General features: G+C 61.6%; 8 protein-coding genes, 1 tRNA gene and 1 pseudogene. 8 read left to right on the forward strand and 2 right to left on the reverse strand.

Features of this window, described 5'->3' with window-relative positions; translation table 11 throughout:
* Positions 1 to 135: 135 nt before the first annotated feature.
* Together BAD_RS00295 and BAD_RS00300 are read left to right on the forward strand one after the other, a co-directional pair.
* Positions 136 to 2061 carry a S1C family serine protease gene (locus tag BAD_RS00295; RefSeq protein ID WP_011742607.1) on the forward strand — a complete coding sequence of 642 codons (1926 nt, stop codon included), beginning with the start codon at positions 136 to 138 and terminating at the stop codon, positions 2059 to 2061.
* 355 nt (positions 2062 to 2416) lie between these two features.
* On the forward strand, positions 2417 to 4726 hold the full coding sequence (locus tag BAD_RS00300) for a heavy metal translocating P-type ATPase (RefSeq protein WP_011742608.1): 2310 nt from the start codon (positions 2417 to 2419) through the stop codon (positions 4724 to 4726).
* Between the two features lie 50 nt (positions 4727 to 4776).
* Here the strand turns inward: BAD_RS00300 and BAD_RS00305 are convergent, their stop codons facing one another.
* The gene (locus BAD_RS00305) at positions 4777 to 5787 is read right to left on the reverse strand and encodes an asparaginase (RefSeq protein WP_041777192.1); all 1011 of its coding nucleotides are present in this window, start codon (positions 5785 to 5787) and stop codon (positions 4777 to 4779) included.
* A 402-nt stretch (positions 5788 to 6189) separates the two neighbouring features.
* Between BAD_RS00305 and BAD_RS00310 the strand changes: the two genes are divergently transcribed.
* From BAD_RS00310 to yddG, 6 genes and pseudogenes are all read left to right on the forward strand, one after another.
* Positions 6190 to 7857 (forward strand): ABC transporter permease, encoded by a 1668-nt coding sequence (locus BAD_RS00310; RefSeq protein ID WP_231837096.1) that lies wholly within the window; start codon positions 6190 to 6192, stop codon positions 7855 to 7857.
* An 81-nt stretch (positions 7858 to 7938) separates the two neighbouring features.
* Entirely contained in the window at positions 7939 to 9390 is a 1452-nt protein-coding gene (locus BAD_RS00315) for an FAD-dependent oxidoreductase (protein ID WP_041777194.1), read from the forward strand.
* Between the two features lie 241 nt (positions 9391 to 9631).
* Positions 9632 to 10753 carry a zinc metalloprotease HtpX gene (gene htpX / locus BAD_RS00320; protein ID WP_041777458.1) on the forward strand — a complete coding sequence of 374 codons (1122 nt, stop codon included), beginning with the start codon at positions 9632 to 9634 and terminating at the stop codon, positions 10751 to 10753.
* A 333-nt stretch (positions 10754 to 11086) separates the two neighbouring features.
* Positions 11087 to 11160: transfer RNA gene (locus BAD_RS00325), tRNA-Gly, on the forward strand.
* 159 nt (positions 11161 to 11319) lie between these two features.
* A pseudogene (locus tag BAD_RS09435) lies at positions 11320 to 11421 on the forward strand (XRE family transcriptional regulator); the annotation flags it as partial.
* A 189-nt stretch (positions 11422 to 11610) separates the two neighbouring features.
* On the forward strand, positions 11611 to 12579 hold the full coding sequence (gene yddG / locus BAD_RS00330; RefSeq protein ID WP_003807310.1) for an aromatic amino acid DMT transporter YddG: 969 nt from the start codon (positions 11611 to 11613) through the stop codon (positions 12577 to 12579).
* A gap of 339 nt (positions 12580 to 12918) precedes the next feature.
* On the opposite strand, the gene BAD_RS00335 is transcribed toward yddG, so the two are convergent.
* Positions 12919 to 15243 (reverse strand): YhgE/Pip domain-containing protein, encoded by a 2325-nt coding sequence (locus BAD_RS00335; RefSeq protein ID WP_011742614.1) that lies wholly within the window; start codon positions 15241 to 15243, stop codon positions 12919 to 12921.

The following is a 15243-nucleotide window of genomic DNA, read 5'->3' on the forward strand; positions in this document are numbered from 1 at the left end:
TGCCAAGCGATTCGATTGCTACTTTCAACAAACATTCAGGAAACTTCCAGAGCAGGTATCTTTACTCTTAGATAGCAGTTCGAGCGGCACGATTGCTGACCATGTTGAATGCCGCGAGACGAATAAGGAGCAACAATGGCTGAAGATAATAGCGATCAGAACATCGCCCAGCCGCAGGATGGCACGCAGCAGACCGCGCCGCAGACGCCGAGCGAGAACGTCGCCGACGAAGCACAGACTTCCGTTACCGAACCGATTGCAGTGCCGAACGCGGGCGAGCAGCCCACCACCGCCCTTCCTACCGTGGACGCGGCGGATGGCACGGCAGGCAATACCGCTGACGATACGCCGGATTATGCTTCCGCTGCCGGTGAACGCACGGTGATCAACAACGCGACGCAGGATGCGCCGACCGAACAGTACCGTCCGGCGCCCGAATACGGCGCGTACGGTCCGGTGCCGACGCCGCCGGCTGGCGATGCCAGCGGCCAGACCGTCCAGCAACCGCAGTACGGCGCGCAGCAGCAGGGCCAGCGCCAGCCGCAGGACAACCGTCCGTCGTTCTTCGGCGCTTTCGGCAACCCGTATACGACCGGCAATCAGCGGAACAATGGCAATCCGTTCGGCAATCCGTTTGGCGGCTCGTCCGCGCAGAACGGCGCGCAGCAGAACAATCAGCAGCAGCCGCAGTACGGCGCGAACATGCCCCCTGCGGGACCGGGCAACCGCAATCCGTTCGGCGCTCCGGGGCAGGGCTTCCCGAACCAGCCGAACCAGACGCCGGTCGTCACCAAGCAGAAGTCCGGCATGACCAGCCATGTGGTCACCGCCGTTGTGGCCGCACTGGTGTCCGGCGCGCTGTGCCTCGGCGTCGGCTTCACCGCGATCACCAACGGTTGGGTGCATGTGCCGTCCTCCAGCTCGCTGTCCGACGTCAAGTCCAACACGTCCGGTTCCGGTTCCGCCAAGGCGAAGTCCGGTACGGCGGTCGATTGGACCGCGGTGGCCAAGGAAGTGTCCGATTCCGTGGTGGCCATCGACGTGGCGACCAGCGACGGCGAAGCCAAGGGCTCCGGCGTGGTGATCAGCGACAAGGGCTATATCGCCACCAATAACCACGTGATTTCCGGCGCGCAGCAGATTCAGGTGACGCTCGCCAGCGGCGCCGTCTATTCCGCGAAGGTGGTCGGCACCGACACCACCACCGATTTGGCCGTGATCAAGCTCGACAATCCGCCGAGCGATCTGAAAGTCGCGGAATTCGCCGATTCCGACAATCTCGCCGTCGGCGAGGCCGTCATGGCGATCGGCAATCCGCTCGGCTACGACGACACCGCCACCACCGGCATCGTGTCCGCGCTCAACCGCCCGGTGACCGTGACCGATGACGACAACAACGCTATCGTCACCAACGCCGTACAGATCGACGCGGCCATCAACCCGGGCAACTCCGGCGGCCCGACCTTTAATGCGGCCGGCCAGGTGATCGGCATCAACTCGTCCATCGCCTCCACCGCAAGCTCGTCCGGCACGGCAGGTTCCATCGGCATCGGCTTCGCCATTCCGGCGAACCTCGTCAAGCGCGTGACCAACGAGATCATCGACAACGGTTCCGTGAAGCATGTGGTGCTTGGCATCACCATCAAGAGCTCCTCGGTGGAAGCGGACGGTGTGACCCGCGGCTGCGCCCAGGTGCAGGCCGTGACCGACGGTGGCCCGGCGTCCAAGGCCGGCGTGAAGGCCGGCGACTCCATCGTGGCGTTCAACGGAAAGGCAGTGAACAACAACTACTCGCTGCTCGGTTACGTGCGCGCCTCCGCCATGGGAGACAAGGTGAAGCTGACCGTTGTGCGCGGCGGCAACACCATGGATCTCGAAGTGACGCTCGACCAGGAAGAGACCAAGACGAACTCCTCCAACAAGCAGGAACAGCGTCAGCAGAACAACGGCAACGACGATAACGGCAACGGCCAGAATGGCGGCAGCCAGAACGGCCAGAATGGCGGTAACGGCAACAACGGCGACGGCGGTGGCCTGTTCGATCCGTTCGGTCTGTGGTAAAGCCGGATGCACGGCATCGTACGGCAACGTACGGTGTGCGGCGTTCATGCCGACAGCGATACGGGTGGCTGCCACCCGATAGGCTGACGGCGAAGTCGCAACCGCAATCCGCGTAATCGCGGAAAACGCTGAACAAGCCGAAAAACGGCGGAAAACAAGGGCTGTGCGAGCAATCGCACGGCCCTTTTCGTATGCGCGGAACGCGCGCGACGAACGGAAGCACACGCAAACGACCGCGGCAATCGCAATGCTCTGTTATGCTGGAAATATCTTTTTACGCCGTGTATCGATGGTCCGCGCAGGCGGGGCGCCGATGGGTTAACAAGGCGTCCGATACGAGCGTAAGGAGATTCTCATGCGTAGAATCATTTCCATTTGCAAAGAAGTTCCGCTGCTGCCGATCGCCATCATTGCCGCGATTCCGTTGGCATTGCTGGGTTCGTGGCGTCCGTGGGAGGCTGCGGGCGTCTCGCTGACTTTCGGACCGTTCAATCCGGGTGTCGGGCAGTGGATCGTGATCGCGCTGGTCGTGTACACGATTGTGGTGACTGTGATCGGCATGATTGACGATTTGCGGCACGGTCACGTCGGTGTGGATTTGCTTGCGGTTATTGCGATCGCGTCGACGGTGGCGGTGCAGGAATACTGGGCTGCGTGGGCCGTGGTGCTGATGATTTCCTCCGGCGAGGCGATTGAGGAATTCGCACAGTCGAAGGCGGAAGGCAACCTGACGGCGCTGGTTGATGCGGCGCCGCGGACCGCGCACGTGGTGACGTTGCCGGGCGTGGGTGCACGTGCGGCGGCTGCTGGGGCCGACGGTACTGCCGGTGATGCTGAGGGCGACATGACGGCGGACGGCTTTCGCAAGGTCGCCAGTGTGGATGTGCCTAACGCTGCGGAAACGAATAAGTCCACCACCCAAACCAAGCCTTACGACGCGGCCGGCGAGCATTTCGAAACCGTTCCGGTCGACCAGGTCAAGCTTGGCGACGTGATCCTCGTGCTGCCGGGCGAAACGGTGCCGGTCGACGGCGAACTGCTGTCGGGCGTCGCCACGTTGGATCTGAGCAATATCAACGGCGAGCCGGTGCCGCGCGAAGTGTATGCGGGCGCGCGCGTGCTGTCGGGTGCGGTCAACGGATCGACCGCGCTGACGATGCGTGCCACGCAATTGGCGCAGGATTCGCAGTATCAGAAGATCCTCGAACTGGTGTCGTCGGCGCAGGAATCGCGCCCGACCGTCGTCAAAACCGCCGATGTGCTGGCGGTGCCGTTCACCATTCTTTCGCTGGCGATCGCCGGCATTGCGTGGGCCGTCGCAGGCACGCCATTGCGATTCGCGCAGGTGCTGGTTTTGGCCACGCCCTGCCCGCTGCTGATCGCCGCTCCCGTCGCGTACGTGGCCGGCACCGGTCGCCTTGCCAAGGCGGGCATTCTTATCAAAGCGCAGGACGTGCTGGAAAACTTGGGCCGCGTATCGCATATCTTCTTCGACAAAACCGGCACGCTTACCGTCAAGCAGCCGCAGGTCGTGCGCGTCGAGAAGCCGTTCGAAAACAGCTCGCCGTACGACGAGAACCACATTCTGATGATGGCCGGCGTGGTGGAAGGCTACTCGGTGCACATTCTGTCGAAGGGCATCGCGGCGGCCGGGCAGAAGGCCATGCAGGAACTGTACGCGCGCTATGAGAACGGGCAGCGGCTGTGCGCCGAACGCGATCTGCCGGGGCATGGACGCGATTACCCCGTGGTGAAGAACATCGAGGAACAGTCGGGCAAGGGTGTGTCCGGCGAGGTGAACGGGCATGCCGTGCGCGTGGGTCGTTTCGCGTACGTGACGGCCGACGAGGCCGGCTTCACGCATGTGCTGGGCGCAGGTGCGGCGGCCGGTATTGCGGCTGGTGCTGTGGCCGATAGCGCGGTTGGCGATTCGGCGACCGGTACCGCTGCCGGCGCTTCCAAGAAGCCGGAGGTGAATTCGCTGTTCGCCCCGCTCGAGCCGGACGAAATGGCCGCGTACGTGGCGATCGACGGCAAGCTCGCCGCGCGCATCGTGCTGCGTGACGTGCCGCGCGAAAACGCGAAATCGTCCCTTGAAAAACTGCACCGGCTCGGCGTGAAGAAACTGTCCATGCTCACCGGCGACAAGGAGGCTTCCGCACGCATCATCGCGGGCGAGGTCGGCATCGACGACGTGCAATCCGAACTCTTCCCCGAAGGCAAGGTCGCGGCCGTCAAGAACGCCACGGAAGACGCGCACCAAAACCAGCCGGCGTGGGACAAGGTCGTACAGCGCGTGGTCGGCGAATCCATGACCCGACAGGTGACGATGATGGTCGGCGACGGCGTGAACGATGCCCCTGTACTGGCGGTTGCGGACATCGGTATGGCCATGACCGACGGCACGTCCACCGCCGCGTCCGAATCGGCGCAGGTGGTCATCATGAACGACGACATCGCCTCCGTGCCGCGCGCCATCGCCATCGCCCGCCGCACGAAGAAAGTGATGCTGCAGGCGGTGCTGGTCGGCCTTGGATTGGCGATTATCGGCATGGTCGCGGCCGCGTTCAACCTCATTCCGGTGGTCGTCGGCGCGTTCATGCAGGAAGCGATCGACGTGGTCAGCATCCTGTGGGCGCTCACCGCCCTGCTCGACCGCGAGTAGCGCCGGTTGCGGCGACGAGCCGTGCGGAGGCTGAACCGCGTTGCGCCGTGCTACATCGAGCTGGGCGAGATTTCGCCAGCGATGTTCCGGCGCATCCACGTGCCGAAATCGGCCGCGTCCACGCCCTGCGACAGCAGGAACATGATCTTCGCGTATGCGGCTTCCAGCGTCATGTCGCCCGATCCGATCGCACCGGCGCGGGCGATCGCGTCGCCCGTCTCGTAATGGCCGAGCAGCACTTCCGCCTGCTGACATTGCGATGCGATGACGACCGGCACGCCGTCATGCAGCACGTCGGCGATCACGTCGGTCAGTCCTGGCTCGTCGCTCGGCACATTGCCAACGCCGTACGCGCGCAACAGCACCGCTTCCGGACGAGGGTCGAGCATCGCGGCCAATCGCGCGGCGGAAATGCCGGGAGCCATGTCGATCACGGCCACATCGTGACGGGAGTAGGGCAGCGGCGACGCCCAACCGCAACCGGAGCCGGCCGAATCGCCCGCATACCAATGCCACGGCGTGCCGGTACGTGCCAGCGGGCCGGTGGACGGCGCCGAAAACCCTTCGAACGCCCAGCTTGACGATTTGCTCACACGGTTGCCGGCGAACAGATGATGGCCGAAGAACAGGCCGACGCCATGAAAACGTCCGCTCATCGCGGCGTTCAGCGCACCCGTGACGTTCGCGGTGGCGTCCGATTCGATTTTGCCGAGCGGATGCTGCGACCCCGTGAAAATCACAGGCTTGCCGAAACCGGTCAGCGCGTAAGACAGCGCGGCGCTCGAATAGCTCATCGTATCGGTGCCGTGCAACACCACAAATGCGTCGGCGTCATCGCGGTGCGCGCGCAGGTCGTCCGCCATCGTCTGCCAATTGTCGGGCGTCGCGTTCGACGAATCGATCAGCGGGTCCAGCTCGGTGAACGAGAACAAGCTCGGGTCCAGATGCGCGTCCTCAATCAGCCGGCGCAGCCAGCCGCGCATATCGGCGCCCGGAACCAGACCGTTCGGTGACTCGACCATACCGATGGTGCCGCCGGTATACGTGATGTGAATGCGCATGGTTGCCTTTCTGCTGCGTGTTATCTGCCGGCGCGTATCTCTATGTGCGTGTCTCTGCATGCTTGTCCTTGTGCGCGGAAGCCGGATGTCATCGTACTCGCCGTGTGCCGTTGCCGCGATTGCGGTTTTGTCTGTCGTCGCCGCGGTTTTTCGAAAACCAGTTGCGATTGTACGTGCCGCGTGCGTCCGATTCTGAAAGCATCGGACGCCGAGAGCGTGACTGCGATGGGGCGGTGAGACAGGCGGGTTTCCGAAGGTTCATCATAGGTTTGCCGAAGGTTCCCCGTGGGATGTTTGAGAGGCGCATCACAGTGCCGTACCGTGGTCGCATGTGCGTTATTATGCTTATGGCTTACTGATGGGGGATATTCAACGCGTGGGGCGCGGAGGATGGGGTTATCTATGAATACGGTTGCTGACTGCCTGCAACGGCATTACCGTGTGGTGGTGTTCGCCGTGTATCTTGCGGTGGTCATCGTCACGATGGCGTTCCACGAGCCGTGGTTCGACGAGGCGCAATCGTGGCTTATTGCAAGGGATTGCCCTTATCGAGACCTGCTGCTCGTCCGCCCGCATTACGAAGGCCATCCGCCGCTGTGGTGGCTGTTGCTGTCGATTCCGGCGAAGCTGGGCGTGCCATATGAATGGGGGTTGAAAGGGGTTGAGCTGGTCTGTTCGGCATTAATGTGCGGATTGTTGGTTTTCCGCGCGCCACTGCCCCGGCTGGCCGTTGCGCTGCTGCCGTTCACCTACTTTCTGTGCTACCAATACGGCGTCACCTCGCGGCCCTACGCGTTGATGTGCTGCGCGTTGTTCGTCATCGCGGCCTGCTGGAAATCGCGCGATGAACACCCATGGCGATTGACGGCCGCGTTCGTGCTGCTGTGCTGCACCAGCAGTTACGGCATTGCGCTGGCATGCGCGTTCGCATTGGTTTGGATGGTGCGTGCGATTCGGGGCGCAACAGGCCGTCCTGCCGTACGTGACGGGCTTTTCGGCAATCCCGCCCGGTTCGCGGCTTGGATGGTATTGCTGGCCGTCGGTCTTGTATTGACGGCGTGCGTCCTGCCGCGCTCCGACACGTTCGGCGCGGTGCAGGATCCCGGCGGTAATCCGCCGATCGCGCAATTCGCGCTGTTCTGGACGGTGCTGCCCGCCGAAAGCATGTTCACCGCTTTTGCGGGCGATGTTTCCCTGCATGGTCTGCACATGGGCGTTCTTGCGATTGCGTTGTGCGTGGCGCTGTCACTGGCGATTTGGAGCGTGCTGGCACGGGTCGCGTTGCGCCGCAAGAACCTCGATCTGCTGTTGGTCACGTATGTTCTGCTGAGCCTGTGCGCGACGAAATACTTCAGCATGCACCACATCGGCATCATCTTCGCGCTGTTCGTCGTGCAACTGTGGATCAACGTGCAAGACAAGGCCCTCGGAATCGCCGATATTCCACTGCCGACGCCTCTTTCGCGTTCGCTGCGCGCCGCCTGTGCCACGCACGCCGTCCGCGTCGCGCACATCGCCCGTATCGCAATCGTCGTGGCGCTGCTGCCAAGTCTGGTGTGGACCGCCGCCGCGATCGCATGCGACATTCGCTACGACTATTCAGCCGGTCGCGCGCTGGCCACGTTCGTGCGCAACAACAACCTCGAACACAACCGTTGGGTGTCGTTCTGGCGGTATCTTCCCGACACGACCTGGCCCGACGGCACGCACACGAATCGCATGGAAGACACGTACCGCTACAGCTGGCCGGCGATCGCGGCAAATCCGTACTTCGCGCGCAATCTGCTGGACTGCACGTACGAGGGCCGCACGTTCGTGCCGAACCAGGTGCCGTCGCGGGCGCAGATGAACCGCGAAATCGCAAGCTGTGCCGCCAAAGGCGCACCGGAATTCCTTATCGGTGACACCGATTTTCCGCAATATTTCTTCCATCGGCTCGGATTGAAGAGGGGCGATTACCGGCAAATCGTCGTCGCCAGCCAGCACGTGCCGTGGAAAACATGGGTCACGTCTTCCGACATCGCCGTGTACGTGCGGTCGGACGTGTACCGCACGCTGCCGCACGCGTGACCTCAATATGGAAGAGCCGCAATACGGCGGAATCGTAATGCCCCCTGTTGGAAATGCAGGGAATATATTAGGCTGGAACATATGAGCGAAACCAACGAACTTCGTATTGCTGTAATCGGCGCCGGCCCCGCAGGCGTCTACTCTTCCGATATTTTCCTGCGCCAGCTGGGCAAGCTCGGCGAAGAGCTGGGACTGGGCACCAAGGCCCGCATCGACCTGTTCGAAAAGCTGCCGGTGCCGTTCGGTCTGGTGCGCTACGGCGTGGCCCCCGACCATCCGTCCATCAAATTCATCGCATCCGCGCTTGAGAAGACGCTCGACAATCCGGACATCCACCTGTACTGCGACGTGGAATTCGGCAAGGACGTGACACTCGACGAGCTGCTGGAACGTTACGATGCCGTGCTGTTCGCCACCGGTGCTGTGGAAGACAAGCCGCTCGGTCTGCCGGGTGCTGATTTGGACGGCGTGTATGGCGCGGCCAAGTTCGTGGAATGGTATGACGGTTATCCGACCGGCGCTCGCGAATGGCCGCTCGAAGCCGAGGAAGTCGCCGTGATCGGCGGTGGTAACGTGGCCATGGACGTGGCGCGCGAGCTGATGCGCAACGCCGACGACCTGAAGGAACGCACCGACATTCCGGACAACGTGTACGAAGGCATCAAGGCCAACAAGGCCAAGACCCTGCACCTGTTCATCCGCCGTGGCGTGGCTCAGGCCAAGTTCTCCGTGCAGGAGCTGCGCGAAATGGAGAAGCTGCCGGGCGTGCAGCTGATCATCAACGAGGACGATTTCGATTTGGACGACGATACCATCGAGGAGGCTGGCAAGGACAAGCTAACCCGTCAGATGGTCGAGGAGCTGTTCACCATCCGCGAGATGGCCGAGGACATGGAAGACGACGGCGACACCGATTTCGAAGGCAACCCGGCGGATCGCAAGTACTACATCCACTTCAATTCCGCTCCGGTCGAAGTGCTGGGCAAGGACGGCAAGGTCAAGGCGATTCGCGTGGAGAAGACGACGACTTCCGCGGACGGCAAGATGACTCGCACCGGCGAATTCGAAGAGTACCCGGTGCAGGCCGTGTATCACGCAATCGGCTACAAGCCGGCCACCGCGCCGGGCATCGCGTACGACGAGCGTCGCGCGCACCTGGCCAACGCGAACGGCGACGGCCGCATCACCACGGAGGCCTCCGGTGAGGGCGCGCAGGTGCGTGAGCGTCTGTACGCCACCGGTTGGGCCAAGCGTGGTCCGGTCGGCCTGATCGGCTCCACCAAGTCCGACGCGCTGCTCATCGTCACCAACATGCTGGAGGACCTGTCCAAGGCCGCCGAAGGCGGTCGCGTGGCCGCTGACCGCGATCCGGAATCCATCGACCGTCTGCTGGCCTCCCGCGGTGTCAAGCCGATCGACTTCGCCGGCTGGAAGAAGGTCGATGCGTTCGAACGTGCCGAAGGCGCGAAGGAAGGCCGCGAGCACAAGAAGGTCATCGACCCGGAGCAGATGCGCGCGCTGGCTCATGCGTGAGGTGGGTGTTTGAAACCCAGTCTGATAGGTTTCAGGCTTCTTTCATGCGTCTTGGGTGTCCGATTCTGGAGAATCGGACACCCAAGACGTTTTTTATCCTGTACTTGTCCGCTTCTGGTGAATCGGACATCCGGGAGAAGCTGAGCGTGCGAACTTCCGCAACTGCCCCTAGTCCTTCCCGCGGCCCAGTCTCCAGCGCATATCCAGCAAAAACTCAGACTCTGTTTCTACGCTGGTGATCATGAACGGCAAACTGCAGGTGCACGGCCATTGCAATGGCTTGAAGACAACGCTGTTATTCGCGTTGATGTGGGGCATCATCATGCTCATTTGGTGGGCGGCCGGTGCCAGTCAAAGCACGCTTGGAATCTACCTTTGCATCGGTATTGGCTCGACGTTCGTCTCCTATTGGTTTTCCGACAAACTCGCGATCGCCAGCATGCACGCGCAGCCGGTAAGCGAGCAGGAGGCGCCCGTACTGTACAAGATCGTACGCGAACTGTCGGCGAAGGCTGGCAAGCCGATGCCGCGTATCTACATCGCACCGACCATGAGCCCCAACGCGTTCGCAACGGGACGTAACGAACGTCACGCGGCGGTCTGTTGCACGCAAGGTATTCTGCAGATGCTTAACGAGCGCGAAATCCGCGCCGTGCTCGGCCACGAGCTCATGCACGTCTACAATCGCGACATCTTGACATCCGCGATTGCGTCCGCCATGGCCACCGTCATCTCGTACCTCGGATATTCGCTCATGTATTTCGGAGGTGGACGGTCCCGTGATGATCGCGACAATTCGGCATCCGGCGGCTTGGGATTGCTGGGTGTGCTGTTGAGCACGATTCTTGCTCCGATTGCGGCGTCGCTGATTCAGATGGCGATTTCCCGCACGCGCGAATACGATGCCGACGAGGATGGTTCCAAGCTGACGGAGGATCCGGAGGCGCTCGCTTCCGCGTTGAACAAGATTTCCGGCGGCGCGGCCGCGATGCCGATGGAGAAGACCGCGGGAACGCAGTCGGTGGCTGCGATGATGATCGCCAGTCCGTTCTCCGCGGAGGGCTTCTCGCGCCTGTTTTCCACGCATCCGCCGATTCAGGACCGCATTGCGCGGCTCATGCAGATGGGTCAGGAGATGCGGCAGCAGGGCGCGCAGTCGGGCTACCTGGCCGGCGGATACGCAACGACCGGCGTTGCCGCGATCGACATTCGACAGGGCGGTTATGACGGGCCGCAGTTCGGCTCGCAGTATGGTTCCGCTTACGATTCGTACGGTTCGGGTCCGGCGGGTTCGGCGGGTTCGACCGGTGGATATTCGCGCGACTATTCGCAACGCCCCATGCGCAGAAGAGGGTCGCGCTGACGCCCCCACAGCCTCCCGCGCCGCTGGTTCCTGCCCCGACTTTCAGCCTTTTCCGGTACTGATGTTGCTGCGGACGCATACTTGCTGTGCTGACGACTCCCAAAATCGCTATATGTGGCAGATAAGAGACTGCCGAGAAAGTGATTTCCGCTATATGTGGCACTTTCCTTCGCGAAGATGCCCCCATACCTTCGATTTCGTACCCTCTAACAGCTCTTGCCCGCGGAGAACTGCCACATATAGCGCAAATCGATTTTGCGGAACCGGACAATCTGCCACATATAGCGGGAATGGCGTGCTAGACTAATGGCTCGTGCCCAAAAGGCACACCTTGCGGATGTAGTTCATCGGTAGAACGAAAGCTTCCCAAGCTTTAAAGGCGGGTTCGACTCCCGTCATCCGCTCCACTCAAAACCCTTGGAATCGTTGGAATTTCAAGGGTTTTTCTATTGTCGTAAAAGACCCGTGAAGCCAACTTCGCGTCGCGCAACTGTCGGTTGCGTCGCAAAATTTGGTTGCGAATCGCAATGCAACCGCAAGATGGTGGCGTGGAACGCGACGTTTGTGACAAGCTGCTGATGCTTTGCGACATGTTCGGTGTGACGTTGGATGATTTGGTCATGGGCGACGTGTGCGCGTCGGCGGGCCGTGGAGGTGCGGGACGCGTGGGGCTGTGTGGATGCGGGACGCATGGACTTGGCTGCCGATACGGCTGGTGTGGCAGCGTCGGATGGGGTGGTTGACTCTGCTGTTGGTGCGGTTCCGGGGGTAATCGGGTTCGCGGCATCGCAGGTTGCAGGAGTGTCCGATTCTGCAGAATCGGACACTCGTGGAGGGCGATGGGTAGGCTGGAGCCCGTGAACACGAACCAGAAGTCCCCCTCCGATTCCGGCGCAAACCACCCCACCGGCAACTCCTGCAATCCGCTACTCGGCCATGCCACATCACACGCGGCGACACTCATCGGCCTGTTCGCAATCGTCCTGTGGGGCTTCATGGCCGGCCTCGTGCGACTGGTCTCCGAATCGTTCGGCGCCACGCTCGGTTCGGCGCTCATCTACACCGTCGGTGGTGTCATGCTGTTCATTGTGCGCCGTCCGAAACCAATCCGCGAAGCGCCATGCAAGTACCTCATCGCAGGCGGACTCATGTTCATCGCATACGAGGCGTCAATCTCGCTGTCGATCGGCCTGGCCACAACGAACGCGCAATCCGTGGAAGTCAGCCTTGTCAACTACTTGTGGCCGACGCTGCTGGTGCTGATGACCGCAGCGGTATCGCACAAACGTGGTGCGGTCGCCAAAGCGATTCCTGGCGCGGTGATCGCAACCATCGGTGTGGCGATGGCGGTTGGCGGAGAAAGCCTTGATATGCAGGAAGCGGTCCACAATATCGCCAGTAACCCCCTACCGTATGTGCTCGCGTTTGTTGGCGCCTTTATTTGGGCGATTTATGCGACTTTTACGCCGTCGTTGTCCGGCGGTTACGACGGCACGACGATTTTCTTCTGCTGTGTGGCCGTTGTACTGTGGACCATCCATTTCGTTTCGGGAGACGGTTTGCCGGACACGGCGCCCGGCATCGGTGGATATGCTGCGCTGATTGCGTGCGCCGCTTCGATTTCGGGCGGCTACGCGTGCTGGGGATACGGCATGTTGCACGGCAGTATGGAAACGCTTGCGATTGGTTCGTACGCGACTCCGCTGTTTTCCACGGCTTCTAGCACGCTTCTGTTGGGCGTGGCGCTGGGCATGCCGTTCTGGATCGGTGTTGTGCTGGTGGTTGCCGGTTCTCTGATCAACGTGTGGTTTGCACGGTGCCCCTGAGTGTCCGTTTCTCCCGAATCGGACAACCTGGGGTGACCGGATGACGCGTGGGTGGCTGATTCGGGGGAATCGGACACTTGTTGGTGCGTGAGGAGGCGACATGTGGGGTAGTGGCGGCGCAGAGGAGCGCCGGGATGGCGCAGCGGTACGTAAGGGAAGTGACTGGGCAGGACAATGCCCTACGCCTCCACGCTAGCTTAGGTTTTTGCCGGCTGGTCGATGGTGACGAATTCGTGGCTTTGGGTTTTCAGGTCGTCGATGATGGCGGGCAGCGCGTTCACGTGTACCAGCCGAAACCGATCTAAACCGGCTCAAACCAGCCCGTTCAAATCCGCCTCGTCACATCACCTTGGTGGACTCCAGATTGCGGCTCACCCAGTTGTTCAACCGGATCACCGGCTTGCGCAACACCAATCCCAGCAGCAGCGAAGGAATCAGGAACAAGGCGAGATACACCATATCAAGCAGGTACTCATTGCCGTACGATCCGGCCATCGCGGCGTGCATGGCATCGATGGCGTGCGGGAATGGTAGGAACGGGTAGAGCATTTGGAAGAACTTCGGCAGCGTCTCGATAGGGAACGTACCGCCCGAACCGGCGACCTGCATCACCAGCAGCACCACGGCCACGGCCTTGCCGATATCGCCGAACGACACGGTCAGCGTATACACGATATTCGAGAACACGAGCGCGGCAAGCCACCCCACGGCAAGGAACTGCAGCGCATGATTCGCCTGCACGCCAAGGAAATACATGTCACCCAGGCAAACCAGTGTGCCCTGCAGCAACGCGAGCAGTGCGAAGATCGCGTACCGTCCGAAATACTCGTGGTCGAGACGCAGTCCCCAACGTGAGGCGTTCCCCGGGCCGGACGGGCCGGCGACGCGCGGCAGCGTGTCGCCCAAGCCCAGCACATGCGCCTTCTCGCGGTCCGAAATCGTCACTTTCAGCATGGCGCACAGGATGATCGCACCCACCCAGATTGACAGGATCGTATAGAACGGCGCCATGGCCGAACCGTAGTTCGCGATCGGGTACACCGAGACGCGATGCAGTGCGACAGGCGCGGAAATCAGCGTGGACAGTGTGGACGCGTTGGCGGTGGCCAGTGCACGTAGTTCGTCCGATTCACCCGAATCGGACGAACTGGCGTCGTTGCCACCATTGCCACCATCGCTGTTGCCGTCACCGGCGTTCCCGCCCGTCTCCAGCTTCGTGATCAGCTCCTTCACCGTCGCTGCCGACGAGTCGAGTTTCTTCGCGATCGCGCCGAGCGTGGAACGGATGGACGTCACATTCGTCCCCACATCGCCCGTCACATCGTCCAGATCGTCGGCGGTGCCGCTCAGCTGGGTGATTATGCTGTCGGTTTGGGAGATCAGCGTGCTGACTGTGGAGGCGAGCGCGTCGATTTTCGGCTTGACGTTCGTGGCGTAATCGTCGCGCACATTGCTGATCGACTGCTTCGCGGAGGTGATGCGGTTCAGGATCTCCTTGCGGGAGCGTTCCGCGGCTGCGGTATCCTGCGTGACCTGCGTGGAAGCGTCTTTCAGCTGCTGCGCGAGCTTCTGCGAATCGCCTTTGGCGGCTTCCAGCAGCGTGATCTCCCGGTCGATGGCTTCCAGCAGCGCCTGTTTCGCGGAATCGCTGTCCGGTAGTTGTTCCACCGATTCGCGCATGTGGTTGAGGCTTGTGATGTACGTGTCGTACAGCGATTCGCCGCTGGAGATTTGTTCGCTCAACGTTGCCAACTGGCTGGCTGCGGTGTCTGAGTCCTTGCCGATCGCGTCGAACGCCTTGTTCACCTTGGCAGCTACTTGGTCGAACGCGCCTGACACCTGGTCGAGCGCGGTGTTCACCGAGGAGGTGACGTTCGCACCTGCAGAAGTGAGTGACGTGGCACCTGATTTGCCTTGCTTCAACGCGTTCTGGGCCTGTTTGCCCGCCTTGGTCGCCGAGGCGAGCAGTTTGCCCGTGGAATCCACGATGTCGTTCGCCGAGCCGAGCAGCTGCGAATACGACGTCACCTGCTGCGATGCGCCGCTCAGCGTATCCGCCGTGGTGGTGAGATTGCCGTTGAGGTTGCGCATGTATTCGGCCATTTGCGGGCTTTGCGAATAGTGTAGGATGCTTGAGGCCAGGTCGAGTCCGACTTGCGCAATCGTTTTGGCGAAGGTTTTGTCGATCGTGTTGACCACGGTTGTCGCGCCCTGATCGGTGATATGCGGGGCGATCGGGTTGATTTTCTCGTTCAGATAGTACTTGAGCTGCGCGTGTTTGATGTCGGGGGAGAACAGCGTCATCATGTCGGCGCTGAAACCTTTCGGAATTACGATCGCCGCATAGTATTCGCCGGATTTCACCCCGTCGATTGCCTTGTCGCTTTTCACGAACTGCCAGTCCAGCTGGTCGTTGGCGTGCAGTGTGCTGATGATGGTTTCGCCCACGTTGACGCGCACCGGTATGAGATCCGACTTGTAACCCTTGTCGTTATTGGCCACGGCGACCTTCAATGCCTTGGTGTTGCCGTAGGGGTCCCAGCTGGCCGCGATGTTGAACCAGGCGTACAGCGCCGGCACCACCACCAGGCCCATCGAGACGATCACGGCGATCACGTTGCGGGTGGCATGGCACATGTCCCGCTTGAAGATGCCCCAGATCAT

The sequence above is a fragment of the Bifidobacterium adolescentis ATCC 15703 genome (assembly GCF_000010425.1).
In the GTDB taxonomy this organism is placed as follows: Bacteria; Actinomycetota; Actinomycetes; order Actinomycetales; family Bifidobacteriaceae; genus Bifidobacterium; species Bifidobacterium adolescentis.

Excerpts from the sequence above, each read along its gene's own strand:
- BAD_RS00315 (WP_041777194.1), top strand. The coding sequence starts at position 7,939 with ATGAGCGAAACCAACGAACTTCGTATTGCTGTAATCGGCGCCGGCCCC.
- BAD_RS00295 (WP_011742607.1), top strand. The coding sequence starts at position 136 with ATGGCTGAAGATAATAGCGATCAGAACATCGCCCAGCCGCAGGATGGC.
- BAD_RS00305 (WP_041777192.1), bottom strand. The coding sequence starts at position 5,787 with ATGCGCATTCACATCACGTATACCGGCGGCACCATCGGTATGGTCGAG.
- BAD_RS00335 (WP_011742614.1), bottom strand. The coding sequence starts at position 15,243 with ATGATCTGGGGCATCTTCAAGCGGGACATGTGCCATGCCACCCGCAAC.
- BAD_RS00310 (WP_231837096.1), top strand. The coding sequence starts at position 6,190 with ATGAATACGGTTGCTGACTGCCTGCAACGGCATTACCGTGTGGTGGTG.
- BAD_RS00300 (WP_011742608.1), top strand. The coding sequence starts at position 2,417 with ATGCGTAGAATCATTTCCATTTGCAAAGAAGTTCCGCTGCTGCCGATC.
- htpX (WP_041777458.1), top strand. The coding sequence starts at position 9,632 with ATGAACGGCAAACTGCAGGTGCACGGCCATTGCAATGGCTTGAAGACA.